General features: G+C 67.9%; 20 protein-coding genes. 1 reads left to right on the top strand and 19 read right to left on the bottom strand.

Annotation, left to right across the window (positions count from 1 at the left end):
• Positions 1–187: 187 nt before the first annotated feature.
• The 19 genes from G6020_RS02875 to rplJ all read right to left on the bottom strand — a co-directional run bounded on the left by G6020_RS02875 (position 188) and on the right by rplJ (position 25,211).
• Entirely contained in the window at positions 188–1,045 is an 858-nt protein-coding gene (locus G6020_RS02875; protein ID WP_179525960.1) for an LLM class F420-dependent oxidoreductase, read from the bottom strand.
• Between the two features lie 73 nt (positions 1,046–1,118).
• A complete protein-coding gene (locus G6020_RS02870) occupies positions 1,119–2,252 on the bottom strand; it encodes a prenyltransferase (protein ID WP_179525961.1) in 1,134 nt (377 codons plus the stop codon).
• A 6-nt stretch (positions 2,253–2,258) separates the two neighbouring features.
• On the bottom strand, positions 2,259–2,978 hold the full coding sequence (locus G6020_RS02865; RefSeq protein WP_182609596.1) for a class I SAM-dependent methyltransferase: 720 nt from the start codon (positions 2,976–2,978) through the stop codon (positions 2,259–2,261).
• Positions 2,972–4,345, bottom strand: a complete 1,374-nt coding sequence (locus tag G6020_RS02860; RefSeq protein WP_182609595.1) for a glycosyltransferase family 4 protein — start codon at positions 4,343–4,345, stop codon at positions 2,972–2,974. The genes G6020_RS02865 and G6020_RS02860 overlap by 7 nt, the downstream gene beginning before the upstream one ends.
• Before the next feature lie 202 nt (positions 4,346–4,547).
• On the bottom strand, positions 4,548–8,507 hold the full coding sequence (locus G6020_RS02855; protein ID WP_179525964.1) for a DNA-directed RNA polymerase subunit beta': 3,960 nt from the start codon (positions 8,505–8,507) through the stop codon (positions 4,548–4,550).
• 123 nt (positions 8,508–8,630) lie between these two features.
• Positions 8,631–12,140: a DNA-directed RNA polymerase subunit beta gene (locus G6020_RS02850; RefSeq protein ID WP_179523159.1), complete on the bottom strand. Its 3,510-nt coding sequence runs from the start codon at positions 12,138–12,140 to the stop codon at positions 8,631–8,633.
• 432 nt (positions 12,141–12,572) lie between these two features.
• Positions 12,573–13,256 carry a hypothetical protein gene (locus tag G6020_RS02845; protein ID WP_182609594.1) on the bottom strand — a complete coding sequence of 228 codons (684 nt, stop codon included), beginning with the start codon at positions 13,254–13,256 and terminating at the stop codon, positions 12,573–12,575.
• A gap of 19 nt (positions 13,257–13,275) precedes the next feature.
• Complete coding sequence (locus G6020_RS02840) at positions 13,276–13,938, bottom strand: hypothetical protein (RefSeq protein ID WP_063971933.1); 663 nt, start codon at positions 13,936–13,938, stop codon at positions 13,276–13,278.
• A 53-nt stretch (positions 13,939–13,991) separates the two neighbouring features.
• Positions 13,992–15,236, bottom strand: a complete 1,245-nt coding sequence (locus G6020_RS02835) for an MCE family protein (protein ID WP_182609593.1) — start codon at positions 15,234–15,236, stop codon at positions 13,992–13,994.
• Positions 15,233–16,489, bottom strand: a complete 1,257-nt coding sequence (locus G6020_RS02830; RefSeq protein ID WP_182609592.1) for an MCE family protein — start codon at positions 16,487–16,489, stop codon at positions 15,233–15,235. Before G6020_RS02830 ends, G6020_RS02835 begins: the two co-directional genes overlap by 4 nt.
• Positions 16,486–17,715 (bottom strand): MCE family protein, encoded by a 1,230-nt coding sequence (locus G6020_RS02825; protein ID WP_096907029.1) that lies wholly within the window; start codon positions 17,713–17,715, stop codon positions 16,486–16,488. Before G6020_RS02825 ends, G6020_RS02830 begins: the two co-directional genes overlap by 4 nt.
• Positions 17,715–18,737, bottom strand: coding sequence for an MCE family protein (locus tag G6020_RS02820; protein WP_182609591.1), 1,023 nt, complete (start codon positions 18,735–18,737; stop codon positions 17,715–17,717). Before G6020_RS02820 ends, G6020_RS02825 begins: the two co-directional genes overlap by 1 nt.
• Entirely contained in the window at positions 18,734–19,825 is a 1,092-nt protein-coding gene (locus G6020_RS02815) for an MCE family protein (RefSeq protein WP_182609590.1), read from the bottom strand. Before G6020_RS02815 ends, G6020_RS02820 begins: the two co-directional genes overlap by 4 nt.
• Positions 19,822–21,258, bottom strand: a complete 1,437-nt coding sequence (locus tag G6020_RS02810) for an MCE family protein (RefSeq protein ID WP_182609589.1) — start codon at positions 21,256–21,258, stop codon at positions 19,822–19,824. Before G6020_RS02810 ends, G6020_RS02815 begins: the two co-directional genes overlap by 4 nt.
• Entirely contained in the window at positions 21,255–22,112 is an 858-nt protein-coding gene (locus G6020_RS02805; RefSeq protein WP_182609588.1) for an ABC transporter permease, read from the bottom strand. Before G6020_RS02805 ends, G6020_RS02810 begins: the two co-directional genes overlap by 4 nt.
• The gene (locus tag G6020_RS02800; RefSeq protein WP_182609587.1) at positions 22,112–22,942 is read right to left on the bottom strand and encodes an ABC transporter permease; all 831 of its coding nucleotides are present in this window, start codon (positions 22,940–22,942) and stop codon (positions 22,112–22,114) included. Before G6020_RS02800 ends, G6020_RS02805 begins: the two co-directional genes overlap by 1 nt.
• Positions 22,939–24,066, bottom strand: coding sequence for an ATP-binding cassette domain-containing protein (locus G6020_RS02795; RefSeq protein WP_347237921.1), 1,128 nt, complete (start codon positions 24,064–24,066; stop codon positions 22,939–22,941). The genes G6020_RS02800 and G6020_RS02795 overlap by 4 nt, the downstream gene beginning before the upstream one ends.
• A 190-nt stretch (positions 24,067–24,256) precedes the next feature.
• Complete coding sequence (gene rplL, locus G6020_RS02790; protein ID WP_182609586.1) at positions 24,257–24,637, bottom strand: 50S ribosomal protein L7/L12; 381 nt, start codon at positions 24,635–24,637, stop codon at positions 24,257–24,259.
• A 61-nt stretch (positions 24,638–24,698) separates the two neighbouring features.
• On the bottom strand, positions 24,699–25,211 hold the full coding sequence (gene rplJ / locus G6020_RS02785; RefSeq protein WP_107746165.1) for a 50S ribosomal protein L10: 513 nt from the start codon (positions 25,209–25,211) through the stop codon (positions 24,699–24,701).
• Positions 25,212–25,547: 336 nt separating this feature from the next.
• Between rplJ and G6020_RS17485 the strand changes: the two genes are divergently transcribed.
• The gene (locus G6020_RS17485) at positions 25,548–26,534 is read left to right on the top strand and encodes a diacylglycerol kinase family protein (RefSeq protein ID WP_179523166.1); all 987 of its coding nucleotides are present in this window, start codon (positions 25,548–25,550) and stop codon (positions 26,532–26,534) included.
• Positions 26,535–26,783 lie beyond the last annotated feature (249 nt).

Below are 26,783 nucleotides of genomic sequence, written 5' to 3'. Positions count from 1 at the left end.
GACGACGTGCCACCCGCGGCCGGAGTAGAGCGCGGCCGTGGCGGCACCGAGGCCGCCCCCGGCTCCGGTGATGACGACGACGGGGGTGTCCGAGGCGGAGGCGGAGGTCATACCGCCGACGGTACCGGCGCGGCGGGGCCACCGGCAGGGGCTTCGGCGCGGGAACCGGTGTATCGGCCCCGCCCGATCAGGTACCGACGGCCAGCCCGAGCTTGCCGGCCAGACGGTCGATGTAGGCCAGCACCTCCTCCTCGGACCTGTCCGGGGTTCCGTAGACGAGCTCGTGCACCCCCAGCTCGCGGTACATCTCGATCTTCTCGGGGATCGGCTTGCCGTCGAGCACCACGATGTACGGCTCCCCCTCGCGACCGGCCTCCGCCCACAGCTCCCGCAACTGCCGGACGCTTCCCGCGATGTCCTGGGAGATCGGGGTGGTCATCCAGCCGTCGGCGCTGCGGCAGATCCACTTGAAGTTCTTCTCGTTGCCCGCGGCGCCGACGAGGGTGCGGGGACCACCCGCCTGGACGGTCTTGGGCCAGGCCCAGCTGGGACCGAAGTCCACGAACCGCCCGTGGTACTCGGCCTCGTCCCGGCTCCACAGTTCCCGCATGGCCTCGAGGTACTCGCGCAGCATGGTGCGGCGCAGCGAGGGCGGGACGTTGTGGTCCGCCATCTCGTCGAGGTTCCAGCCGTACCCCACCCCCAGCACCGTGCGGCCACCCGAGAGGTGGTCGACCGAGGCGATGGTCTTGGCCAGGGTGATCGGGTCGCTCTCGACCGGGATCGCGACGGCCGTGCCGAGGCGGATCGTCGAGGTGACCGAGGACACCGCGGCGAGCGCGACCCACGGGTCGAGCGTGCGGCTGTAGCGCTCGTCGGGCAGCTCGGCCCCACCGGTGCCCGGATGCGCGGCCTCGCGCCGGACCGGGATGTGGGTGTGCTCGGGGACGTAGAAGGCCGAGAACCCGGCGTTCTCCGCGGCCACGGCGGCCGTGGTCGGCCGGATCCCCCGATCGCTGGTGAACAGGGTGAGTCCGAATTCCATGGGCGCTCCTCGTGCGGTCGGGCCGCCGGCCGACACCTGACCAGACAGGTGTCCAGCGGCAGTTCCCGACAGACTAGCGCACGGCGGCCGCGATGGGCGGGCACTCCTCGCCCGGGGCGCAGTCGGCGGGATCACCCGGTGCGAGGTGCAACCGCTGCATGGTGTGGTCCGAGACGTAGCGGAAGATCTCGTTGCCCGGAGTGGTGCGCGACAGGGCGTCCGCCGCGAGCAGCATGACCGCTCCGGTCCACGTGCTCAGCTCCACCGGCCAGCGCTTGCCGTCGGCGAAGACCAGTCCGGTCCAGTAGGAGCCGTCGGTGTCCCGCAGGTGCTGCATGTTGGTGAACTGCTGGAGCGCCTGCTCGTGCCGCCCGGCGGCCTCGAGCGCGAGTACGAGCTCGCACGTCTCGGCACCGGTGACCCAGGGCCGGTGGTCCACACACCGGATACCCAGGCCGTCGACGACGAACCGGTCCCAGAGCGAGTCCAGCCTGTCCTGGGCCTGATCCCCCACCATCACCCCACCGAGGACCGGGTAGTACCAGTCCATCGAGAACTCCGTCTTGGGCGTGAACAACTCGGGGTGCGCCCGCAGGGCGTGTCCGAGGGAGTCGGCGGCGGCGTCCCAGTCCGGGGCCGTCCCCCCGAGCTCCTCGGCGATCGCCACGCCACACCGCAGGGCGTGGTGGACGCTCGACGAACCGGTGATGAGCGCCTCCTCGCAGAAGCCCTCCTCACCGGCACCCCACCACATCTGACCGTCCGGGCCCTGGAACGTCAGGACCAGGTCGAGCGCCCTGCGCACCGTCGGCCACATGGACTCCAGGAATCCCGGCCGGGCGGTGACGAGGTGGTGGTGCCACACCCCGACCGCGACGTAGGCGCAGAAGTTGGAGTCGGTGTCCGCGTCGACGATCACGCCGTCCTGCCACCGCACCGGCCAGGAGCCGTCACCGCGCTGGGTGTCGCGCAGGAACCCGTACGCCTTCTCGGCGGCCTCCCACTGGCCGGCCACCGACAGGCCCATGGCCGACTCCACGTGATCCCACGGGTCGGTGTGCCCGCCCGTGAACCACGGGATCTCACCGTTCGGACGCTGCACGGAGGCGATCCACTCGCCGGTGGCCCGCACCGCGTCGGCGTCGAGGACCCCCGGGACGCTGGGGACGGGACGGGACCGGTCTACGCCGGAGTTGGTGGTGAGCACGGACGATCAGGCCTCCGCGGGCTTGCGTAGGTAGAACACGATGGACTTGCCCATCACCGGGTTGAGCAGCTTCTCGGCGGTCCGGGTGACCCAGGGGCCCTTCATCAGGTCCCACACCAGGAGCTTGTGATAGGCCTTGGGCAGCGGGTGGTCGTCGTTCTCCGTACCCACGGCGCACTTGAGCCACCAGTAGGGGGCGTGCAGCGCGTGCGCGTACCCGGTGCCGGTGACCTCCAGGCCGGCGGCGCGGAGCTTGAAGCCCAGTTCCTCGGCGGTGTAGATGCGGCAGTGCCCGCCCGGGTTGGAGTGGTAGGCGTCCGAGAGCTTCCAGCACAGCTTCTCCGGCCACTCACGCGGCACGGTCACCGCGGCGACCCCACCCGGCTTGAGGATCCGCACCAACTCGGCGATCGCCCGGGTGTCCTCCGGGACGTGCTCGAGAACCTCGGAGATGAGCACCAGATCGAAGGTGCCGTCCTCGTAGGGCATGTTCAGCGCGTCGCCGGTCACCGCCTCGCCCCTGGACTCCGGCAGGCCCTCACCCTCGGCCTCCATCGCGGCGAGCATCTCGGTCACCTGCCGCATCTCGTCCGCGTTCTGGTCGAAGGCGGTCACGTCGGCCCCGCGGCGGTACAGCTCGAAGGTGTGTCGGCCGAGGCCGGCTCCCACGTCGATGGCTCGCATGCCGGGAGTGACCCCGAGACGGGCGAAATCGGCGGTCAGCATGCGGCGTCCTCCTGCTCACGGATGTCGTACTCCCCGGAACCCGGGAGCACCTCGGGCACGTCGTCGGTGACGTGCTCGTCAATCTCTGTCTGGTCCGGCCCGATGACCGGACCGACGGTCAGGTCCGGGAGCGTCTCGCCCCGGACCCTGGCGATCGCCGTCTCGTAGACCTCGACGGTCCTCCTGGCCACGGCGGCCCAGCTGTAACGCTCCATCACACGCTCCCGCCCACCCTGCGAGAGGCGTCGACGCTCGAGCGGATCGGACAGCAGCGCGCTGATCTGGCGGGCGAGCTCGTCGACGTCGCCGGGTGCGACCAGTCGGGCGGCCGAGTCATCGGTACCCACGACCTCCGGCAGCGCACCCGCGCGGCTGGCCACCACCGCACACCCGCTGGACATGGCCTCGACCGCGGGGAGCGAGAAGCCCTCGTACATGCTCGGGACCACCGAGATCTCGGCGGTGCCCACGAGCTCGGCCAACTCGTCGTCGTCGACCCCCGACACCAGGTCCACCGCGTCGCGCAGGCCGAGGGAGTCCAGCAGCCTGGAGGCCTCCCCCTTGCGCTTGAGCTTGGAGATCAGGGTGAGCCGCACCCCGGGATGCTCCTCGCGGACCTTCGCCAGCGCCCGCAACAGGATGGGGACGCCCTTGAGCGGCTGGTCGGCGCTGGCCACGCAGACCAGGCGTCCGGGCTCGCGGTCGCGGCGGTCGTGGAAGCGGTCGGTGTCCACACCGAGCGGGATCGTCACGATCCGCTCCGGGTCCACCCCGAAGTCGGAGGCGATGTCCTCGGCCGAGTTGCTGGAGACGGTGATGATCTCCTCGAGCTTCCGGGACACCCGGATCTGCATGCCCAGGAACCCGAACCAGCGCCAGGTCGTGAGCTTCTTGCGCAGCGGCGCCTCTTTCATGGCGAGGTCCCGGTCCCGGGTGATCGGGTGGTGCACCGTGGCGACCACCGGGAACCCGGCCTCCTCGAGCGTCAACAGGCCGCTGCCGAGGCACTGGTTGTCGTGCACCACGTCGAAGTCGGCCAACCGCGGCGTGAGCGCCCGCGCCGCGCGCAGGCTGAAGGTGCGCGGCTCCGGGAAGCCGGCGGTCCACATGGTGGCCACCTCGAGGAGGTCGATCCTGTCGCGGATCTCACGCGGGTGCGGCGTGCGGAACGGGTCGGCGTCGTTGTACAGGTCCAGGCTCGGCACCCTGGTGAGCGTGGGCCCCGGGTCGAGCTCCGGGTACGGCTGACCGGAGAACACCTCGACGGTGTGGCCCAGTGCGGCCAGCTCACGGCTCAGGTGACGGACGTAGACGCCCTGCCCGCCGCCGTGTGGCTTGCTCCTGTACGAGAGCAGTGCGATCCGCACTTCTCGATCGCCCCCTTCCGGTCATCCGGCCCCGGACCGCCCGCGAGGACCGCGGCGGCTCAGGGCACATCGAGCAAGTCTAGAACACGTTCGCGGCCAGCGACGACACGGCCGGGCCGACGCACCGGACCCCCGGGCGCTCGGGGCGCCCGGGGGTCCGGTGTTCGTTCGGGTCGGCCGGTGACCGACCCGACGGGTCGGGTCAGTAACCCAGGTCGTCCAGGCGGACCGACGCGCCGGTGGCGTCGCCGAACCCGTCCTCGGGACCGTAGAAGCCGTCGCCGTAGTCCGGGATGGAGTAGGCGGCCGCGCGGGCCTCCTCGGTGGGCTCGACCGTCGAGTTGCGGTACCGGTTGATGCCGGTACCCGCCGGGATGAGCTTACCGATGATGACGTTCTCCTTGAGGCCCACGAGCTTGTCCGACCGCCGGTTGATCGCGGCGTCGGTGAGCACGCGGGTGGTCTCCTGGAAGGAGGCCGCCGAGAGCCACGAGTCCGTGGCCAGCGAGGCTTTAGTGATACCCATGAGGACCGGGCGCGCCGAGGCCGGCGAGCCGCCCTCGGTGAGCACGCGACGGTTCTCCGCCGTGAGCTCCGCGCGCTCGACCAGCGCACCGGGCAGGAACTCGGTGCTGTTGGACTCGTTGATCGCGACGCGACGCATCATCTGGCGGACGATGACCTCGAGGTGCTTGTCGTGGATCGACACACCCTGTGCGCGGTAGACCTTCTGCACCTCGTCGACGAGGAACTTCTGGACCCCGTTCGGGCCGAGGATCGCCAGCACCTCGTGCGGGTCCGCCGGCCCCTCGAGCAGGGCCTGACCCCGCTCCAGGTGGTCGCCGTCGACGATCGGACGGGACGACCCGTCCTCGAGGATGATGTGCGCGAGGCCCTGACGCTTGGACAGCTTCTCGTACACGATCTCTTCCGCACCGTTGTCCGGCACGATCGTGATCGTGTAAAAACGCTCCTCCTCCTCGAGACGGATCCGGCCCGCCTCCTCGGCGATCGGCGCCTTGCCCTTGGGCACGCGTGCCTCGAAGAGCTCCTGCACACGCGGCAGACCACCGGTGATGTCGTCACCGACGCCACCCTGGTGGAACGTACGCATGGTCAGCTGCGTGCCCGGCTCACCGATGGACTGGGCGGCGACGATGCCCACGGCCTCGCCGATGTCGACCAGCAGACCGGTCGCCATGGAACGGCCGTAGCAGGTGGCGCAGACTCCCGTGCCCGTGGTGCAGGTGAGGACCGAGCGGACCTTGACCTTCTCCACTCCCGCGGCGATGAGCGCCTCGATCGTCGGGTCACCGAGGTCGGTGCCGGCGGCCACGACGACCGCGCCGGAGGCGTCGACGGCGTCCTCCGCGAGGGTACGGGCGAACGTCGAGGTCTCGACGTGCTCGTCCCGGGAGAGCACGCCGGTCTCGACGCCGTGCGCGTCCACCTCGCGGCGGGCGATGACCGTCTCGATGCCCTTGCTCGTGCCACAGTCCGTCTCGCGGACGATGACGTCCTGGGAGACGTCGACGAGACGACGCGTGAGGTAACCCGAGTCGGCCGTACGCAGCGCGGTGTCGGCCAGACCCTTACGCGCACCGTGCGTGTTCATGAAGTACTCGAGCACCGTCAGGCCCTCGCGGAACGAGGACTTGATGGGCTGCGGGATGAACTCGCCGTTCGGACGCGTCACCAGGCCCTTCATGCCCGCGAGCGCACGGATCTGGGTCATGTTGCCCGCCGCGCCGGACTTGACGATCGTCGGGATCGGGTTGGAGTCCGGGTAGTTGGCCTCCATGGCCTGACCGATCTCGTCGGTGGCCTCCTGCCAGAGCTTGACCAGGTCGCTCTTGCGCTCCTCGTCGGTGATCTTGCCCAGCCCGAACTGCGACTCGAGTCGCGCCGCCTTGGCGTCGTACGAGGCGAGGATCTCCTTCTTGGCCGGCGGGACCAGCACATCGGACATCGCGATGGTGACGCCCGAGCGGGTGGCCCAGTAGAAACCGGTGTCCTTGAGCTTGTCCACCGTCTGCGCCACGACGATCATCGGGTAGCGCTCGGCCAGGTCGTTGATGATGACGGCCTGGCGCTTCTTGGGCATCTGCTCGTTGACGAACGGGTAGTCCGCCGGGAGCAGCTCGTTGAACATGACGCGGCCCAGCGTGGTCTCCGCGATCCACTCCTGGCCGGGGGTCCAGCCCTCGGGGAACAGCTCCGCCTCGATCTCGGCGGGGGGCCGCTGCTGCGACATCCGCACCCGGATCGGCGCGTGGATGTCCAGCACCTTCAGATCGACGGCCATGATGGCCTCGGACGGGTTCGAGTACACGCCGGTGGCCGGGGCGTCCTGCGCCGCCGGGACGTAGGCGCCGGTGGCGCCCTCGTCGAGGCGGGTCAGGTAGTACAGGCCCGTCACCATGTCCAGACGCGGCATGGCGAGCGGGCGGCCCGACGCCGGCGACAGGATGTTGTTCGAGGCCAGCATGAGGATGCGGGCCTCGGCCTGCGCCTCCGCGGACAGCGGGAGGTGCACGGCCATCTGGTCACCGTCGAAGTCGGCGTTGAAGGCCTCACACACCAGCGGGTGCAGCTGGATGGCCTTGCCCTCGACGAGCTGAGGCTCGAAGGCCTGGATGCCGAGGCGGTGCAGGGTGGGTGCGCGGTTGAGCATCACCGGGTGCTCGGCGATGACCTCTTCGAGCACGTCCCACACCTGGTCGCGCTGACGCTCGACCATCCGCTTGGCGGACTTGATGTTCTGGGCGTGGTTGAGGTCCACCAGGCGCTTCATGACGAACGGCTTGAACAGCTCGAGCGCCATGAGCTTGGGCAGGCCACACTGGTGCAGCTGGAGCTGCGGACCCACGACGATCACGGAACGACCCGAGTAGTCGACGCGCTTGCCGAGCAGGTTCTGACGGAACCGGCCCTGCTTGCCCTTGAGGAGGTCCGAGAGCGACTTGAGCGGACGGTTGCCCGGGCCCGTGACGGGCCGGCCGCGACGACCGTTGTCGAACAGCGCGTCCACGGACTCCTGCAGCATCCGCTTCTCGTTGTTGACGATGATCTCGGGGGCACCGAGATCCATCAGTCGCTTGAGGCGGTTGTTGCGGTTGATCACGCGGCGGTAGAGGTCGTTGAGGTCCGAGGTGGCGAAGCGCCCACCGTCGAGCTGGACCATCGGACGCAGCTCCGGCGGGATCACCGGGACGGCCCCGAGCACCATCGCGGCCGGGTGGTTCCCGGACCGCAGGAACGCGGAGACGACCTTGAGTCGCTTGAGGGCGCGGATCTTCTTCTGACCCTTGCCGTTGCGGATGATGTCGCGGAGGTTCTCGGCCTCGGTCGCGAGGTCGAAGTTCTCCAGCAACGACTGGATCGCCTCGGCACCCATGCCGCCCTCGAAGTACTCGCCGAAGCGGTCCTCGAGCTCGCGGTAGATGCCCTCGTCCACGATGATCTGGTTGATCTCGAGCTTGGTGAAGGTGGTCCAGATCTCCTCGAGACGGTCCAGCTCGCGCTGGGCCGACTCGCGGATCTTCTTCATCTCCTTCTCGCCGCCGTCCTTGACCTTGCGGCGCTGGTCGGCCTTGGCGCCCTCGGCCTCCAGCTCGGCCAGGTCGGCCTCGAGCTTCTTGGCGCGCGCCTCGATGTCCGAGTCCCGCTCGTCCTCGATGATCTTGCGCTCCTCGAGGATCTGCGCCTCGAGGGTGCTGAGCTCGTTGTGGCGCAGGTCCTTGTCCACGCCGGTGATGACGTAGGCCGCGAAGTAGATGATCTTGTCGAGGTCCTTGGGCGCGAGGTCCAGCAGGTAGCCGAGCCGCGACGGGACGCCCTTGAAGTACCAGATGTGCGTGACGGGCGCGGCCAGCTCGATGTGGCCCATCCGCTCACGACGCACCTTGGCACGGGTCACCTCGACGCCACAGCGCTCACAGATGATGCCCTTGAAGCGCACGCGCTTGTACTTGCCGCAGTAGCACTCCCAGTCCCGGGTGGGGCCGAAGATCTTCTCGCAGAACAGGCCCTCCTTCTCCGGCTTGAGGGTGCGGTAGTTGATGGTCTCGGGCTTCTTGACCTCGCCATAGGACCAGTTGCGGATGTTCTCCGCGGTCGCGAGGCTGATGACCAGCTCGTCGAAGTAGTTGACGTCCTGCACGTAGGCGTCCTTTCCCGTATGGGATGGTGGCGGGCCCCTCGCGGGGTGGGGCCGGTGTGGGGCCCGCCGTGGTGGAACTGAATTAGTCGGATGCGGGGCGCCGATGGTGCACGCCCCCGGCGCCTACTGCGCCAGCTCGTCTGCCGCCGAGGACTCGTCGCGGGAGAGATTGATCCCCAGGTTCGCGGCGGTGCGGTCGAGGTCGTCGTCCTCGGCGCCCTCGCCCAGGGAGACCGCCTGGCCGTCGCTGGAGAGCACCTCGACGTTGAGGCACAGCGACTGCAGCTCCTTGAGCAGGACCTTGAACGACTCCGGGATCCCGGGCTCCGGGATGTTCTCGCCCTTGACGATCGCCTCGTACACCTTCACGCGACCCACGACGTCGTCGGACTTGATCGTGAGCAGCTCCTGGAGCGTGTACGCGGCACCATAGGCCTGCATCGCCCAGCACTCCATCTCACCGAAACGCTGGCCACCGAACTGGGCCTTACCGCCGAGCGGCTGCTGGGTGATCATCGAGTACGGACCCGTGGAACGGGCGTGGATCTTGTCGTCCACCAGGTGGTGCAGCTTGAGGATGTACATGTACCCCACGGACACCGGGTACGGGAAGGGCTCACCCGACCGACCGTCGATCAGGGTCGCCTTGCCGTCGGCCTCGACCATCCGCTCGCCGTCACGGTTCGGGAGGGTGCAGCCGAGCAGGCCGGTGATCTCCGTGTCCGCCGCACCGTCGAAGACGGGGGTCGCCGTGTTGGTGCCGGCCTCGACGCTGTAGATCTCCTCCGGCAGCTTGGTCGCCCACTCGGGGAGGGAACCGTCCGCCTCGCGGGGCACCTCCCAGCCCGCCTTGGCCAGCCAGCCGAGGTGGGTCTCCATGATCTGACCGATGTTCATACGACGCGGGACGCCGTGCGTGTTGAGGATGATGTCCACGGGCGTGCCGTCGGGCATGAACGGCATGTCCTCGGCGGGGAGGATCTTGCCGATGACGCCCTTGTTGCCGTGGCGGCCGGCGAGCTTGTCGCCGTCCTGGATCTTGCGCTTCTGCGCCACGTAGACGCGGACCAACTCGTTGACGCCGGGGGGCAGGTCGTCGTCGTCGTCACGCGAGAACACGCGGACGCCGATCACCTTCCCGGACTCACCGTGGGGCACCTTCAGCGACGTGTCGCGCACCTCGCGGGCCTTCTCACCGAAGATGGCGCGCAGCAGGCGCTCCTCCGGGGTGAGCTCGGTCTCGCCCTTGGGCGTGACCTTGCCGACCAGCACATCGCCGTCACGGACCTCGGCGCCGATGCGCACGATGCCACGGTCGTCCAGGTCCGCGAGGACCTCGTCGGAGACGTTGGGGATGTCACGGGTGATCTCCTCGGCGCCCAGCTTGGTGTCGCGGGCGTCGATCTCGTGCTCCTCGATGTGGATGGACGTCAGCACGTCCTCCTCCACCAGGCGCTGCGAGAGGATGATCGCATCCTCGTAGTTGTGGCCCTCCCACGGCATGATCGCCACGAGCAGGTTCTTGCCCAGCGCCATCTCACCGTTCTCGGTGCAGGGTCCGTCGGCGAGGACCTGGCCGGCCTCGACGCGCATCCCCTCGTCCACGATCGGCTTCTGGTTGGAGCAGGTGCCCTGGTTGGACCGCGCGAACTTGGCCAGACGGTAGGTCTGACGACCACCGTCGTCGTCCATGACGGTGATGAAGTCGGCCGAGACCTCCTCCACCATGCCCGCACGGGTGTTGACGACGACGTCGCCCGCGTCCACGGCCGCGCGCAGCTCCATGCCGGTGCCGACGAGCGGCGCCTCGGAACGCACGAGCGGGACCGACTGGCGCTGCATGTTCGCACCCATCAGGGCGCGGTTGGCGTCGTCGTGCTCGAGGAACGGGATCATCGCGGTGGCGACGGAGACCATCTGCCGCGGCGAGACGTCCATGTAGTCGACGTCCGTACCCGCGACGACCTCGACGTCACCGTGCTTCTTGCGCACGAGGACGCGGTCCTCGACGAACCTGCCGTCCGCGTCGATCTCCGAGTTGGCCTGCGCCACGACGTGGCGGTCCTCCTCGTCGGCGGTCAGGTAGTCCACCTGGTCGGTGACGGCGCCGTCGACGACCCGGCGGTACGGGGTCTCGATGAAGCCGAACGGGTTGACCCGGGCGTAGACCGAGAGCGAGCCGATCAGACCGATGTTCGGACCCTCGGGGGTCTCGATCGGGCACATGCGGCCGTAGTGCGAGGCGTGCACGTCGCGCACCTCGAGGCCGGCGCGCTCGCGGGAGAGGCCACCGGGGCCCAGGGCCGACAGGCGCCGCTTGTGGGTCAGGCCCGACAGCGGGTTGTTCTGGTCCATGAACTGCGACATCTGGGAGGTTCCGAAGAACTCCTTGAGCGCGGCGGTGATGGGCCGGATGTTGATCAGCGACTGCGGGGTGATCGCCTCGGAGTCCTGCGTGGTCATCCGCTCGCGGACCACACGCTCCATCCGGGACAGGCCCACGCGGACCTGGTTCTGGATGAGCTCGCCGACGGTACGCAGACGACGGTTGCCGAAGTGGTCGATGTCGTCGACGTCGACCGGGACCTCGCGGCCACCGGCGACCTGCATCGAGCTCTCGCCCGCGTGGAGGCGCACGAGGTACTCGATGGTGGCGGCGATGTCCTCACGCGTGAGCGTGGTGGTGTCGTCACCCTCGGGATCCGGCAGACCGAGCTTGCGGTTGACCTTGTAGCGGCCGACGCGGGCCAGGTCGTAGCGCTTCTCCTTGAAGAACAGGTTCTCCAGCAGCGCCTCCGCGGACTCGCGGGTCGGCGGCTCGCCCGGACGCAGCTTGCGGTAGATCTCGAGCAGGGCCTGGTCCGTGTCCTCGACCGTGTCCTTCTCGAGCGTGGACATCATGATCTCGGAGAAGCCGTAGCGCTCCTTGATCTCGGTGGTGGTCCAGCCGAGCGCCTTGAGCAGCACGGTCACGGACTGGCGGCGCTTGCGGTCGATGCGCACACCGACCGTGTCGCGCTTGTCCACGTCGAACTCGAGCCACGCGCCACGCGACGGGATGACCTTGACGGAGTGGACGTCGCGCTCCGTGGACTTGTCGCGGCTCCGGTCGAAGTACACGCCCGGCGAGCGGACGAGCTGCGAGACGACGACGCGCTCGGTGCCGTTGATGATGAACGTGCCCTTGTCCGTCATCATCGGGAAGTCACCCATGAAGACGGTCTGCGACTTGATCTCGCCCGTCTCGGTGTTCTCGAACTCGGCGGTGACGAACAGGGGCGCCTCGTAGGTGCGGTCCTTCTCGCGGCAGTCCTCCATGGAGGCCTTGACCTCTTCGAAGTACGAATCCGAGAACGAGAGCGACATGGATCCGGAGAAGTCCTCGATCGGGGAGATCTCCCTGAGGATCGACTCCAGGCCTCCCTCGAGGTTCGTGACGCCGCGTGACGCGGCCCTCTTCTGCCACTCCTCCGACCCGATGAACCACTCGAACGACTCCGTCTGGAGGTCGAGCAGTCCCGGGACCGGCAACGGCTCGGAGAGTTTCGCGAACGAGACCCTCCGGGGCGCACCGGGAACGGTGGAAACTGACTTGGTCTGGCGGGAGACTGCCAAGATGGGTCCTTCCAGCACCTCACGTGATCACCACGGGCGGTGACCACAGATGTATCTGCGAGCGGTCCGCCGACGGGTATCCACCCAGATCCGACCCGATCGAGGACTCGGAAAACACCCGGTGGGACCGGGGACGAGCCGTCACGGACGGACGAGAGTGCAAATAGCAGCCAGCGCAACGACCTAATCTAGTCGATAGCGGCGCGGAAGTCCAGCCGTCGACAGGGGCGACCCCGGAGGCTGTTCTATGTCGGGCGCGTCGTCCGTCGCTGCGCTGGTTGCCCTCGTGGCTCTCGCCTCATCGGCTCCCAGTCGGGACGTCGCACCCGGACCGTGTCGCACTCAACCTCTACGGCACTCGCCCCATGCCCCTAAAGGGTGACGGGTGAAAGCACTTTCGTCAAGGATCTGGCACGGTCGGTTGCCGGATCGGTTCCCGACCAGTCCTCGTCAGGAGGGCAGATCCGGGATCCTCGACAGTTTCCACACGCCGTCGATCCTGTCCAGACCGACGAGATAGGTGCCGCTGGTACTTCCCGCAGCCGCGCCGTCCCTGGTCATCGACACATCCTGGACCAGCAACACCTCGGCCTTGTCGCCCTGCAGGTAGGCGAGACCGGCCTCGCGGACCTCTGCGTCGACGCTCGTCGCGGACTGCTCGTAGCTGTCACGCAACGCGGGCCAGTTCTCGTCCAACTCGTTGACGAGCTTCGGGGTGAGGAATTCCCCCAGGGAATCGTGATACTCGTCGAGGGTCTCGTGATCGATCGCCACGAGCCGCTGGACGTTGGTCGTCGCTGCCGAGAGGACCTCCTCGGTGGCCTCCCGGTCAACGAACGCCCTGTTGTCCACGTCGACCCCGGGTTCCGTCGCCAGGAACGCCCCGATGGCCCCGGCGGCCAGCCCCGTCGCGATGGCGGAGTACGCGATCGTGCGACCACCGGGCCGACGGCCGGCACGCCGTTCCCCGCGACCCGCCCCGGTTCCGTCGCCGCCCACCTCGTCGTCTCGTGCGTCCCACGACGTGGGGTCCGTGGCGGTCCCGCCCTCGGGTCGGGTCTGTCCGGCGTGTCCGGCCAGCCGCCTACGGGGCGCCGGATTGACCGACTTCTGGGTTCTCTTGATCGGTGGCATCAGCGACTGTCGTCCTTCGTCATCGTCCGGCGGAGGTGGTCGGCGCGGGGGTCGACTCCTCCTCGGTGGCCGGGTCGTCCTGTTCCTCCGGAGCGTCGAGCTCCTCCACGGACCGACCGGACTCGCCTACCGGGACCGTCACACCCACCTGGTTGACCGCGTCGGCCTTCCAGGTGCCGTCCTCTCGCGTCAGGTCCACGCGCATCGCCTGACGGCCTGTGATGTCGTCCTGGCCCTCCCGCTCGGAGTGGGCGGTGAACACTACGAGGACGGCCGCGTCGCCGGCCTCGAGATCCAGGGTCTCGACAGCGGTGTGCGAGACCGTCGCCGTGGTGACCGCCTTCTGCTCCACCACGCGCGTTCGCACATCGTCGGCCCACTGCTCCTGCTCGGCGAGGAACTCACCGGCCGAGGCCTCCGCCAACTGCTCGAGCGATTCGTCGACGTTCCGGTGGTCGAAACTGAAGGCGTTGATTATCACCTGCGCGGCGACGTCGGAGGCCGCCTCGCGCTCGGTCGCCACCTCCTGGGCCGCCCGCGCCTGGGTGTACCGCACCCCGAACACCACCAGCGTTGCCAGCCCCGCCACGAGGATACTCACCGCGAGGACCACCAGCCATCTCGGCACGGTCCCCGTCCCCCCGGGGCGGCGCGCATCCCCGTCCGTTACCTGCGAACCCATGGCGGCGACACTACCGGACCCACCGTCCGCCGAGTCGCCGCCCCGCCGCACGGTCACCGGGGGATCAACCCCTGCAACACCGCGAGCTGCGTGGCCGCCACGGACAGGTTGGCCCTGTCGGGGTCGATCTTGGGCTTGGCGTCCCAGGGCTGCGGCACGTCCGGGTGCGCGTACTCCACCCGGTCGGCACCGCGGACGGCGATGGGGCTGCCGAAGGGCACGGTGCACTGCGCGTCGTAGTTGGGCGGGAAGTTCTGTTCCTGCCAGTCGAAGGACGGGTCCTGCGCCTTCATCTGGTCGATGATCTCCCACGTACCTTCGTATCCTTGCGTACACGCTGGTGGGTTGTTCGTCTCGAGGGACAGACCGAAGTGGATTGTCCCGTCCCCCGGGGCGACGGACATCCCGCCGGCGGCCAGTACCGGCAACAGCTGCAGCAACACCTTGAACGACGGGGCCAGTGGATCGATCGTCTTCATCGTGGCCGCCAGGTTCCGCACGGTTCCGGAGAGCGGGGCGCCGGAGTTCTCCACCAGATAGCGGGCCTCGTCGGCGAACTCCGGTCCCGTGGTGATCAGCCGTTCCAGGTCGGAGTCCGAGTCACGCAACGCCTCGGTGACCGTCCTGAGATCGCGGGAGAAACTGACGATCTCACCGGACTGGTCGGCCTGCGTCTCCAGGACGGTCGCCCCGTCGCGGATTAGCGTCTGCAACTGCGGCATGGTGCGGATACCGGACTCGGAAATCCGGATGAGGGAGTCCGAGAGTCGCTCCAGTTGGGGTCCCCGGCCCTGGAACGCCTTGCCGAGTTCATCGACGGTCACCTCGAGATCGTCCAAGGGGACCGATCGGGAAAGGTCGTCGACGGAGGCCAACAGGTTCTCGACGGGTACCGGCAACGCCTCACGTCCGGCGGAGACCACGTCCCCGTCCTCGAGATACGGCGCCGAGCTGCTGTTGGGTCGCAAGTCCACGTACTGCTCTCCGATGGCGGAGCGGTTGGCGACCACGGCCTCGGTGTCCGCCGGGACGTCGGGGGCGCTCGAGTCGAGGTCGAGCTCGACTCGCACACCGTCGTCGGTGAGCGAGAGCTCGCCCACCCGTCCGATCGCCGTGCCGCGGTAGTTGACGGCCGCGTTGGTGAACACCCCGCCGGTCTCGGGTAGGTCCAGATAGACCTGGTACTGGCCGATCCCGAACAGCGAAGGTAAGCGAACGTAGTTGGCACCTACATAGGTGATCCCGACCGCGGCGATCACACAGAAGGCGATGAGCTGGGTGCGGAGTGTCTTGCTCATCGGTTTCCTGGCTCTCCTGGTTCAGGCAGGTAGTTCTCGGAGAACTCCGAGACTCCTGGTGCGGGCTTGGGCACCACCGCCCGGTCCATGACCGGCGGGACCGGCAGGAGCGGCAGCACGATGGTCGTCCGCCGGTCCGGGCCGTTGTCGCCGACCCACGGGTTCTGCGGGTCCACGACGTAGGGCCCGCTCGTGGTGTTCGGACGGCGAACCACCGGTTCGCCCTGATTCGCCCCCAGATTCCGGAGCGTCTCAGAGATCGTCGCGTCCACGGAGAGAAAGATGTTGGCCGCGCCGCCGACGGTCGCCGGGATAGACGAGTCCGGGAACGGGAAGGTGGGGACGAAACCGATCAGTTCGATGAGCTCCGGAGTCGACTCGCCGAGGGACTGCAGCACAGGGCGCAGCGCCCGCAGGTCGGCGATGAGGTCCTCCCTGCTGGTGAGCAGGACTTCCGAGCCGACCTGGCCCAGTGTGTCGACCCGGCGCAGCATCTCCACGAACTGCGAGCGCTGCTCCTCGAGCACCGCCACCCCGGCGGGCAGCTCGTCGAGCGCCGCCTCGATCTGCTGGCGCTGATCGTTGGCACGCGACGTCATGAGGTTCACGCCCTCGAGGGCTTCGGTGATGCTGTCGCGCTGCCGGTTCAGGCCCCCGATGAGCTCCTCCGCCGATCGCAGGGTCCGGGTGAGATCCTCCTCGCGGCCGTCGGTGGCCTTGCGCAGTTCGGCCACGATCGGTTGCAGTTGGTCCACGCCGCCGCCGTTGAGCAACAGCGACAGCGCGCCGAGAACCTGCTCGATGTCGGTAGCCGTGCGGGTGTCCGAACTGGCGATGACGTCACCGCCGGACAGCTCTCCGGTGGGCGGCTCGTCCTCCGGCGGGCTGAGCTGCACGAACTTCTCGCCAAGGAGATTGGTCTGCTGGATCGAGGCCTCGACGTTGGCGGGGAGCTCCGTGTCGCCGCGGAGGACGATGTCCACCTCTGCGGTCCACCCGTCCTCCGCCAGCGAGATACCGGACACGCGACCGGCGTCAAGACCATTGACCTTGACCGACGACTGCAGGACCAGGTCCAACACATCGTCGAAGCGGACGGCCACGTGCATGGGGTCCTCACCCAGGTCCGCGCCACCCGGCAGAGTGTAGTCCTCCAGATTCAACGAGCACCCCGCCGCGACGGCGGCCACGAGCGCGCTGGCACCGACCGCGCGGACGGCGCGACCGAGGATGGGCGTGGTCGGCCGGATCATCCCCGTCCCCCTTCCGAAGCGGGCGTCATCGGCCACCCGCGATTGCCCTGGACCGTCCCGGGAACCGGGACAGACTGATTCATCTCGCCAGCGAGGATGCCCAACGGCAGATCCGGGTTCGACGCTTGTAGATCGGCGTTGCGCTGCGGCGCGAGAGCCTCGCAAGCCTCGATATCGGCGCGCCGGAGGTTGTCGAGTTCGGCCAGCATCTGGTCCCCGGGGTTCAGGCGGCCAAGTGTCATGAGCTGGCACAGGACGCCGGCCGGGTCCTGCAACTCCGGGATGCCGAGACGTAAGGACAACAGCCCGGCCTCGGGGTCGTAGGCGCCGATGAGGTTGGACAGAGCCAACGGAGCAGTCTTGAGGATCTCCTCGATGTCGCCCCTCTGGTCCGCGGTGATCTGACTGAGTCTCACCAAACGGTCCGCATTGCTGCGGATCACGTCCTGGTTGTCCCGCACGACACGCGCGACGTCCGCGAGGGCGTAGCTCAGTTCGGCGAGGGCGCCCTGGAGGTCCTCGCGCTGACCAGCGACAGTCTGGTTGAAGGTCGACATCTGGGAGTTGAACTGCCTCACCTGGGCATCGTTCTGCGCGAGCATCGTGACGAACGACTGCAGATTGACCACGGTCTCGCTGATGTCCTGACTCGAATCCGCCAGCGTCGTCGCGGCCTGCGATAACTCGTCGATCGACCGCCCGAGTGCGGCACCGTTGCCTCCGAGCGTGTCCGCGGACGCGGTGACGAACCGGTCGAGAGCGCCGTCCTTGTTGGCACCCTCCGGGCCGAGAGCATCGGTCAGTTCCTCCACCGAGGCGTAGAGCTTGTCCACCTCGACCGGTGTCGCGGTCCGCTCGAGGGGGATGTGCGCGCCCGATTCCATCTTGGGGCCGCCTGAGTAGGCGGGCAGTAGTTGGACGTTACGGTCAGGGACGACCGAGGGCGTCACCTGGACCGCCTTGGCGTCCGCCGGGACGTCCACGCCCCGGCGGACGTGGAACTCGACCTCGACGGTCTCCCCCATCGGGGTCACCTTGTCGACGGAACCCACCGTGACCCCCAGGATCCGGACATCGGAGCCCTCCGATATTCCGACGGCTGTCGGGAAGGTGGCGGTGATGCTGGTGCGTCCGAACCCCGTGACGGCGAGGAAAATCACAGTCACGGCGGCCACGACGACGACGAGCAGCAGCCCGACGAACGAGTACGGCATCTTCTTGTGCATCAGTTGATCCCACTCTGTCTGGCCGGCGCGCGGGCGCCGGGATAGAAGGGCGGCTCAGGAATACCCGGCGGGACGAGGTTGGTGACCACGGTGTCGAACCATCTGCCCGAGCCCAGAAGGTTGGAGTACAGCCGATAGAAGGGCCCGAGGTTGTGGATGGATGCCCTCAGCTCTTCCTCGTGGTCGGTCAACACCGCCAGGGCGGAGTCGAGACTATCCAGGGTCGGCTTGAACTCGGCCTCGTTCTCCGCGACGAACCGGCGGAGTTCGATCGACAGTCCGCGCGTGGAGGCCAACACCAGCTTGAGACTCTCGGCGCGGTCGTTGAGTTCGCCCAACAACTGTCCGGTGCCGATGATCAGGCGCCGGAAGTCGTCATTACGGTCCGCCACGATCTGGGAGCTCGTACGCGTGGCCTCGAGTAGGTTCCGCAATTCGGCGTCCCGGCTGGACACGGTCTGCGACAGACGCGCCATGCCGTCGACCGCGCCCCGGAACTCCTCGGGCGACGCCTGCATCGTATCGGTGAGGGTGTCCAGGCTCGCTGCCAATTTGGCGTCATCGATCTCGTCGAGCGTCTCCGCTGCGGAGGAGAAAGCTGTGACCACGTCGTACGGGGCCACCGTCCGCTCAAGCGGGATCGGCTCCGACGTGTCGAGTTCCCCGGTTCCCGCCGGGCTCAGCGCGAGGTACTTCTGGCCGAGCACGGTCTTGAGTTGGATGCTCGCCCGGGTGTCGTCGCCGAGCCAGGCGTCCTTGGCCCGGAAGCCCACGGCCACCTTGTCGCCGTCGAGCGCCACGTCGGTCACGACGCCAACCTTGACGCCGGCCACGCGGACCTCGCTACCGTCCGCTAGCCCGGCGGCCTCGGAAAAGTAGGCTGTGTATTTGGGTCCCGCCCCGACGATCGGTAGCGCGTCGAGTCTGAACGACACGGCGGTCAGGGCGAGGATCACCAGGACCCCGATCGCTCCGATGGTGGCGTTGCTGAACCTCGGCTCGTTCGCACTGAGCTTGCTCATGGGATTCCCCCTGCGTGGCACCGGGGCGCGACGTTGGTGTACACCGGATGATTGATCGTGGGACCGCCGCTCGGAAGAAGGTTGGGCACGTTGGTGCCCGGGCCGTGCACCACGTCGAGTCCACAGAGATAGAACTGGAGCCAGGACCCGAACGAACTCATCCTGATGAGGTTGTCGGTCTTGCGCGGCAGGTTGATGAGAACCTCGCTGAGCGTGTCGCGTTTCGTCGTGATCTGGTCGGTGACCACCTTGAGGTGGTCGAGCGAATCCGTGACGGCGGGCCGCGTGGCGGTGACGATGTTCTCCGCCGACGAGGTCAGATCCGCCATCGAGTCGAGCGAACTGCCGATAGCGTCGCGTTCGTCGGCGAGTCCCTCGACGAGTTGCCTGGTGGTCACCACGAGCTGCTGGAACTGCACGTCCCGCTCGTTGATGGTCTCGAGGACCCGGGTGAGGTTGTCGATGACTTCGCCGATCACCTGATCCCGATCGGCCAGGTGGTTGGTCAGCTCACCAGTCTGGCGGACCAGGCTCGTCACGGTGCCGCCCTCCCCTTGCAGTACCCGCACCAGCGAGTCGGCGAGCGCGTTGACGTCCTCCGGCTGCAGGGTCGTGAAGAGCGGGCGGAAACCGTTGAACAGCGCCGTGAGATCGACCGCGGGCGAGGTCTTCTCGATTCCGATCGTGCTCCCTTCCTCCAGGGCCGATTGGACGGGTCCGGGCTCCCGGGAGATGTTCAGGTACCGCTGGCCGATCATGTTCCGGAACCGCAGTGCCAGGTGCACGTTGGCCGGCAGCGTGCGGTCGCCGACCAGGGTGAAGTCCACCTTAGCCAGGTCGCGTTCGTGGATCTCCATCCCGGTGATGTTGCCCACCACGACGCCGGCTATCCGGACGTCGTCGCCCTCCTCCAGCATGGTCACGTCGGAGAAGATCGCAGAGTACTCCGTACCTTCCGCCCGGGTGCCGCCCCTGATGGTCACGGCGAGGACCGAACTGAGCAGCACTGTGACCACGATGAAGACCACCAGTTTGACGAATGACCCCAGCAGGCCGCCACGGAGTAGGGCCTTCAGTTTGGCGTTCATCGGAAACCGACCTCCGTTCCGCGAAGCGCCGGGGCGCCGATCTGGCCGATCCAGGCAGGGATCTCCTGCGCGCCGCGCGAGGACGCGACCCCCAGGACGGTTCGGACGGTGTCGGTCTCCAGCGGCGAGCCGGCGTAGGCCATAGCCACCACGTCGGTGTCCTGACCCGCGGTCACGGTTGACGGAAACGGCATATTGGGCTGCTCGGGCACCGCCCGCCCGGGAGCCGGGGGAACCGAGCCACGGTTACGGAGTGCCGGAACCGGCCCGTCCCGGAGAAGCGGATTGGGCAGAGTCGGGATGAACGCGGGCCCCGGATTGCGGGTGGGGATCTGGTAGCTCCCGTCGGCGATCGCCCCGCCGGGGGCCCCGCCGAAGATGAACGGCTCCTGCGCCGGGTCGTAACAGCGGGGACCGCGGGTGTCGAAGAACCGCGGCTCGTCCTGGTTGGGCACGTAACGCCCTCTGGGATTGACGAGCTCGAGCGTCACCCGGATGGCGGGGTGCTCGGTGCCCACGCCCAGGATGGCGTCGGACCGGTCCAGAAGGGTCATGAAATTCCCCACCGAGCACGGTAGTGCTGGCGAATACTCAGCCAGGTACTCCAGGGAGGTGCGCGAGTCCACCGCCAGGGAGATGAGGTCGTTGCGGTTCGCGGCGAGGAAACCGGTGAGGACCTCGGACGACTCGCTGATCCGCCGCAGTCCGTCGGCGATGTCGGGGCGGCGCTGGACCACCGTGTCGCCGGTGGTGCGCAGAGCGTCCAGAGCGTTGATGAGATCAGGCAGCGCCTCGGAATAGGTCTGGGAGAATGTCGCCAGATCCTCCAGCCCGGATTCCAGAGCGGGCAACTCCTGGTTGATGCCGTCGAAGACCTGTCCGATCTCGACCAGGCTGGCGCCGATCTCGTCCCCACGGCCTGACAACGCCTGGTTGATCGCGCCGAGCGTGCCCGCCAGTTTCTCCGGCGGGACCGCCTCGAGAACGGGGAGTAGCCCGTCGAGGACGCGCCCCAACTCGATCGCGTTGCCGCGGGTGTCCTGCTCGATGGTCGCTCCCGGTTCGAGCGTCCCCACGGGCTGATCGGGGAACCCCAGGTCGACGAACCGCTCACCGAACAACGTCTTGGGGAGCAGGCGGCCACTGACGTTGGCCGGCAGTTGTTCCATGAGCGCCGGGTCGAACTCCATGTTGATCTGCACGCGGTCCCCGTCGGGTTCGACACCGGAGACGCGGCCCACGAGGACACCGCGCGCCTTGACGTCGGCGTCGTTCGGCAGCGCGAACGCCATGTCGTCGGTGTACAGGGTGACGCCGTCCGAGTCGGTGAAGGCGCGGTTGTAGATCGCGATGGTGGTCCCGACGAACGCCAGGACGATAATGATGAAAAGGGCGGCCAGCAACCGCTTGGAGAGAACGGAGAGCTCGTTCATCCCGCCACCCGCACAGTGGTGGTCGTGCCCCAGAGGGCGAGTCCGACGAAGAAGTTGAGGATCGCCACCACGACGATCGTGGTGCGGACTGCGCGCCCCACCGCCACGCCGACGCCGGCCGGGCCCCCGGACGCGGTGTAGCCGTAGTAGCAGTGGATCATCACCAGCACGAAGGCGAAGATGATCACCTTGATGAAGGAGTAGATCACGTCTTCCGGAGGCAGGAACAGATGGAAGTAGTGGTCGAACGACCCTGTGGACTGTCCTTGAATCATGGTGTTGACCCCCCGCGTGGCGAGGTATGACGAGAGCAGACCCACGACGTAGAGCGGAATGACGGCGACGAACCCGGCGATGACCCGAGTGGTGACGAGGTACGGCACGCTCGGAATCGCCATGACCTCCAGGGCGTCGATCTCCTCGGAGATCCGCATGGCACCGAGCTGGGCGGTGAAACCGCAGCCGACGGTGGCGGACAGGGCGAGCGACGCCACCATGGGGGCGACCTCGCGGGTGTTGACGTAGGCGGACAGGAACCCGGTGAGGACAGAGCTACCGATCTGGTCGAGGGCTGAGTACCCCTGCAGGCCGACGACGACCCCGGTGAACCCGCTCATCATGGCGATGACGCCGATGGTTCCGCCCAGGACCGCCAGTGTGCCGACTCCGAAGGTCAGCTCCGCGATCAGACGCAGCACCTCGTGCCGGTAGTGGACGATCGTCTGGGGGATCCAGCGAATCGCGCGCAGGTGGAACGCGAGCTGGTCTCCCAGGGAGTCGAACGAGCTGATCGGGCCGCGGACGAGGGCTCTCAGCCGGGCCCTCGTGGGTCCGACATCAGTATGGATCGCCATTACGACCGCACCGGGGGAACGATCTGCAGGTACATCGCCGTGAGGATGAGGTTGGCGAAGAACAGCAGGAGGAAAGTCAGGACGACGCCGAGGTTTACAGCGTCGCCGACCCCCTTCGGCCCGCCCTTGGGATTCATGCCACAGTACGAGGCGACGACGCCGGCGATCAGTCCGAAGATCAGCGCTTTGATCGAGGACATGATGAAATCGGGCAACTGGGCGAGGGCCCCGAAGGACATCAGATAGGCACCCGGGGTGCCGCCCTGCAACATGATGTTGAACACGTAACCACCGGAGATCCCGACGATGGAGACGAGCCCGTTCAGGAGCACCGCGACGAGCATCATGCCGAGCACCCGGGGGACGACGAGTCGTTGGATGGGGTCGATCCCCAGGACGCGCATCGCGTCGAGTTCCTCGCGGATGGAGCGGGCGCCCAGATCAGCGGCCACCGCCGACCCGGCGGCGCCCGCGATAAGCAGCGAGGTCACCAGCGGCGCGCCCTGCTGCACGACGGCGAGGACGCCGGTCGCTCCCGTATAGGCCTCAGCCCCGAGCTGCTGGACCAGCGAGCCCGTCTGCATCGCCACGACCGCCCCGAAGGGGATCGCGACCAGTGCCGACGGCAGGATCGTCACGGACGCGATGAACCACGACTGCTCGATGAACTCTCGGAACTGGAACGGCCTCCTGAAGACCCCTCTGAACACCTCGAGGAACAGTCGGAAGACCGTACCGGCGCCGCCCACCGCAGTCCGGACACCTCCGCCGACATCTGCTGGCGACACACCGGCCTTCACCGCGGGTTGCTGGTTCACGCCCTCCGTCATGCCTTTCCTCCGATCTCTCCGGCGTCCTCGGACCCATTAGGACCCGTAGTGGTCGTCGACAGCCGCTGACTGCCGCCACCCGCAGCGCCCGTGGTGGCGTCGACCGGCGCCGACGCTGTGACCCTACTGTTACCGTGGCCGCGGGCCGCCCACTCCTCGCGGATGGCGGTCTGGGCGCCCTCGGGGAGGGTGTCCAGCATCTCGGCCACACGCTTCTCACGGCGGATCTCACCCCGGCGCTCGGGGCCGCCCGGGGTGGGCTGCATCTGTGGCGGGACACCCGTGACCTCGTCGGCTCCCGGGGACCCGTCGTTGTGGCCGGCGTCCGCCTGTGCCTGCTCCTCGCGCATCTGCGCGTCGTCCTTCTCCTCGGACATCCCGATCGGTCCCAGCCTGGAACCGCGCAGGAACTGGCGGACCGAGGGCTCCTCGCTCGTGAGCAGCACCTCGCGGGGACCGAACATCACGAGCTTCTTGCGGTAGAGCATGCCCAGGTTGTCCGGGACGGTCCGGGCGAGGTTGATGTTGTGCGTCACGATGAGGATGGTGGCGTCGATCTGGGCGTTGATGTCGATGAGCAGCTGAGCCAGGTAGGTGGTGCGGACCGGGTCGAGGCCCGAGTCGGGCTCGTCGACGAGGATGATCTCCGGGTCCAGCACCAGGGCGCGGGCCAGGCCTGCGCGTTTACGCATACCGCCGGAGATCTCGCCGGGCAGTTTGCCCTCCGCCCCGGTGAGTCCGGTGAGCTCGAGCTTCTCCATGACGATGTCACGGATCTCACTCTCCGACTTCTTCGTGTGCTCCCGCAGCGGGAACGCGACGTTGTCGTAGAGGTCCATGGACCCGAACAGTGCACCGTCCTGGAACAGGACGCCGAACAGCTTGCGGATCTCGTAGAGCTCCTTGGCTGTGCACTGCAGGATGTCAGTGCCGTCGATGATGATCTTGCCGCGCTCCGGGCGCAGCAGCCCGATCAGGGACTTGAGGAACACCGACTTACCGGTACCCGACGGACCGAGCAGCGCACTGACCTCGCCCTCGGGAAGGGTGAACGAGACGTCCTCCCAGATCTTCTGCGATCCGAAGGACTTGGTCAGTCCCTCGACAGATATCTCGATACCCACGTCACCACTCCTCACTGCAGCCATCATCTGTGGCCACGGTCACTGTAAACTACCGCTTGGAGCGCGTGCTTCGTTACATACCGATAAGTAATGTATCGCAACGAACCTCGTCGGACCGACCTGCAGAAATGCCTGTGGGGCGGTCCGGCGACATCGCCGGACCGCCCCACAGGAGACGTGGTGCGTCAGATCACTTGAGCGAGACCTTGGCGCCGGCCTCTTCGAGCTTGGTCTTGGCAGCCTCGGCGGACTCCTTGTCGGCCTTCTCGATGATCGCCTTGGGAGCGGACTCGACGAGGTCCTTGGCCTCCTTGAGGCCCAGGCCCGAGACGATCTCGCGGACGACCTTGATCACGCCGATCTTCTTCTCGCCGGCCGACTCGAGGACGACGTCGAACTCGTCCTGCTCGGCGGAGGCCTCGGCGGCGGCCGGGGCGGCGGCCGCGGCGGCGACCGGAGCGGCCGCGGTGACCTCGAAGGTGTCCTCGAACAGCTTCACGAACTCGGAGAGCTCGAGAAGAGTCATCTCCTTGAAGGCCTCGAGCAGCTCGTCGTTGCTGAGCTTCGCCATGGTGGCGTCCTTTCATTTGGTCCCGGCACCGTCATACGACACCGGAAGCGTGTGGGGTGTGTCAGTTCTTCTTGTCTTCGAGCGCCGCGAACAGACGTGCCAGCTGCGAGGCGGGCGCGTTGAACAGGCCGGCGGCCTTGGCCTGGTTGCCCTTGAGCGCACCGGCCATCTTCGCGAGGAGGACCTCGCGGGACTCGAGCTCGGCGATCTTGTCGAGTTCGGCGGCGGACAGCGTGGCGCCGTCCATGACACCACCCTTGACGATGAGCGCCTTGTTGTCCTTGGTGAACGTCTTGAGCGCCTTGGCGGCGTCCACGACCTCACCGGTGACGAACGCGATGGCGGTGGGGCCGGTCAGGAGGTCGTCGAGACCCTCGACACCGGCTTCTTTCGCCGCACGCTTGACCAGGGTGTTCTTGGCCACGGTGTACGTGGCCGAGTCACCCAGGGCCTTGCGCAGCGCGGTGACCTGCGGAACGGAGAGTCCGCGGTATTCGGTGACCACGGCCGTGGTGGAGTTCTGGAAGTGCTCCTTGATCTCCTCGACGGCCTGGACCTTTGCGGGCTTTGCCATGTTTCGCCTCCTCTCTGCTTCTCACTGCCGGGAAATGCACGAACGCCCCGGGCGCAGGCGGCACGGGGCGTGGAGGAGGCGGGCACTGTGACGTGCCATTTCCTACACTGACCGGTGTTCTCCTGCGCGGGCCGTCCGGGCGCTCCCGGACACTTCGACCGCCCCCGGCGGGAGCGGTGACCTGCGGTCTTCGGTGAAACTTGATCAGGTGCCCGACGGGGCGAGCCGTCAGGCGTTCAAACTTCCCCATCAGGGTATAGGCGGCGGGTCGCCGCCGCCAAATCGGCGGGCCACCGGGGAATGGCGGGTCGGGCGTGTTTCTGACACTGTTGTGCCGTGCCCCCCGCCTCGTCCCGCGTCGCCGTCATCTACAACCCCATCAAGGCCGGAGTCGATGAGGTTCGTCGCCGCACGGCCGAGAGGGCCGCTCTGCACGGCTGGACCGATCCGGTGTTCTACGAGACGACCGAGGAGGATCCGGGCGTGGGTCAGGCCGAGGAGGCCGCCGCGAGCGGTGTCGGCCTGGTGCTCGCCTGCGGCGGCGACGGCACCGTGCGTTCGGTCGCCCAGGGCCTGGTCGGCACCGGCATCCCCATGGGCGTGGTCCCGCTCGGCACCGGCAACCTGCTCGCCCGGAATCTGGACATCCCGTTGGATGACGTGGACCGCGCCGTCCGCGTGGCCATGAGCGGCCGGAGCCGGGGGGTCGACCTCGGCCTGGTCCGCTACACCGACGGCGACGGGCACACCCACGACGACGTCTTCCTCGTCATGCTCGGCGCCGGCATGGACGCGGACATGATCGCCGGCACCCACGACGGCCTCAAGGCCAGGGTGGGATGGCTCGCCTACGTGGGCGCCTTCGCCAACACACTGCTCCGCGGCCACCGGATCAAGGTGGAGTACTCGCTCGACGACGGACCGGAGATCCACACCCGGGCGCGGACCCTGCTGGTGGCCAACTGCGGGATGCTCCAGGCCGGGATGATCCTGCTGCCCGACGCCGTGATCGACGACGGTCTCCTCGATGTGTTGGCGTTGCGGGCCAAGGGCGCCCTCGGTTGGGTCCAGGCCGGCGCGGTGCTGGTCCACCACACCTTCCAGCATCAGCTCACCCCGGCACTACGAAGGGGCTCCTCCCACGTCGAGGGCAAGGAGAAGCACCAGACCCGCCCACTGGACTTCCGTCAGGGTGAGGGGGTCTCGGCCCGGATCCTGGAGAAGCCCGCGTCGTTCCAGATCGACGGCGAGGAGTGCGGCACCGTCACCGAGTTCTCGGCGTGGATCAAGCGTCGGGGACTCACGGTGCGTGTCGCACACTGACCCTGCAGGAGTGTTCTCCCCGGGGTCGCGCCGCTCCGGTGGCGTCGCCGCCCAGGGAACGGGTGGTCGCGCTGCCCGGTCTGGGTAGCGTGTGGGTCGAGGAGACCGCCCGCCCGGGGTTCGGGGCGAGCGGGTCACACGGTGGGTGCGAACAGCTCGCACGGCGGACTGGCGGGGGCGGGTCATGGAGATCTTCGACGGACAGCGGACGGACCGGCTGACTCACGACCCGGCGGCCACGCCGCCGGG

Source organism: Dietzia sp. B19 (genome assembly GCF_014145155.1).
Lineage (GTDB): Bacteria > Actinomycetota > Actinomycetes > Mycobacteriales > Mycobacteriaceae > Dietzia > Dietzia natronolimnaea.
Note: the sequence above shows the minus strand (reverse complement) of the source record. Positions and strands in the feature narration are given on the sequence as shown.

Excerpts from the sequence above, each read along its gene's own strand:
- G6020_RS02825 (WP_096907029.1), bottom strand. The coding sequence starts at position 17,715 with ATGCACAAGAAGATGCCGTACTCGTTCGTCGGGCTGCTGCTCGTCGTC.
- rplJ (WP_107746165.1), bottom strand. The coding sequence starts at position 25,211 with ATGGCAAAGCCCGCAAAGGTCCAGGCCGTCGAGGAGATCAAGGAGCAC.
- G6020_RS02840 (WP_063971933.1), bottom strand. The coding sequence starts at position 13,938 with ATGGGTTCGCAGGTAACGGACGGGGATGCGCGCCGCCCCGGGGGGACG.
- G6020_RS02815 (WP_182609590.1), bottom strand. The coding sequence starts at position 19,825 with ATGAACGCCAAACTGAAGGCCCTACTCCGTGGCGGCCTGCTGGGGTCA.
- G6020_RS02810 (WP_182609589.1), bottom strand. The coding sequence starts at position 21,258 with ATGAACGAGCTCTCCGTTCTCTCCAAGCGGTTGCTGGCCGCCCTTTTC.
- G6020_RS02830 (WP_182609592.1), bottom strand. The coding sequence starts at position 16,489 with ATGATCCGGCCGACCACGCCCATCCTCGGTCGCGCCGTCCGCGCGGTC.
- G6020_RS02845 (WP_182609594.1), bottom strand. The coding sequence starts at position 13,256 with ATGCCACCGATCAAGAGAACCCAGAAGTCGGTCAATCCGGCGCCCCGT.
- rplL (WP_182609586.1), bottom strand. The coding sequence starts at position 24,637 with ATGGCGAAGCTCAGCAACGACGAGCTGCTCGAGGCCTTCAAGGAGATG.
- G6020_RS02865 (WP_182609596.1), bottom strand. The coding sequence starts at position 2,978 with ATGCTGACCGCCGATTTCGCCCGTCTCGGGGTCACTCCCGGCATGCGA.
- G6020_RS02820 (WP_182609591.1), bottom strand. The coding sequence starts at position 18,737 with ATGAGCAAGCTCAGTGCGAACGAGCCGAGGTTCAGCAACGCCACCATC.
- G6020_RS02875 (WP_179525960.1), bottom strand. The coding sequence starts at position 1,045 with ATGGAATTCGGACTCACCCTGTTCACCAGCGATCGGGGGATCCGGCCG.
- G6020_RS02835 (WP_182609593.1), bottom strand. The coding sequence starts at position 15,236 with ATGAGCAAGACACTCCGCACCCAGCTCATCGCCTTCTGTGTGATCGCC.
- G6020_RS02800 (WP_182609587.1), bottom strand. The coding sequence starts at position 22,942 with ATGACGGAGGGCGTGAACCAGCAACCCGCGGTGAAGGCCGGTGTGTCG.
- G6020_RS02805 (WP_182609588.1), bottom strand. The coding sequence starts at position 22,112 with ATGGCGATCCATACTGATGTCGGACCCACGAGGGCCCGGCTGAGAGCC.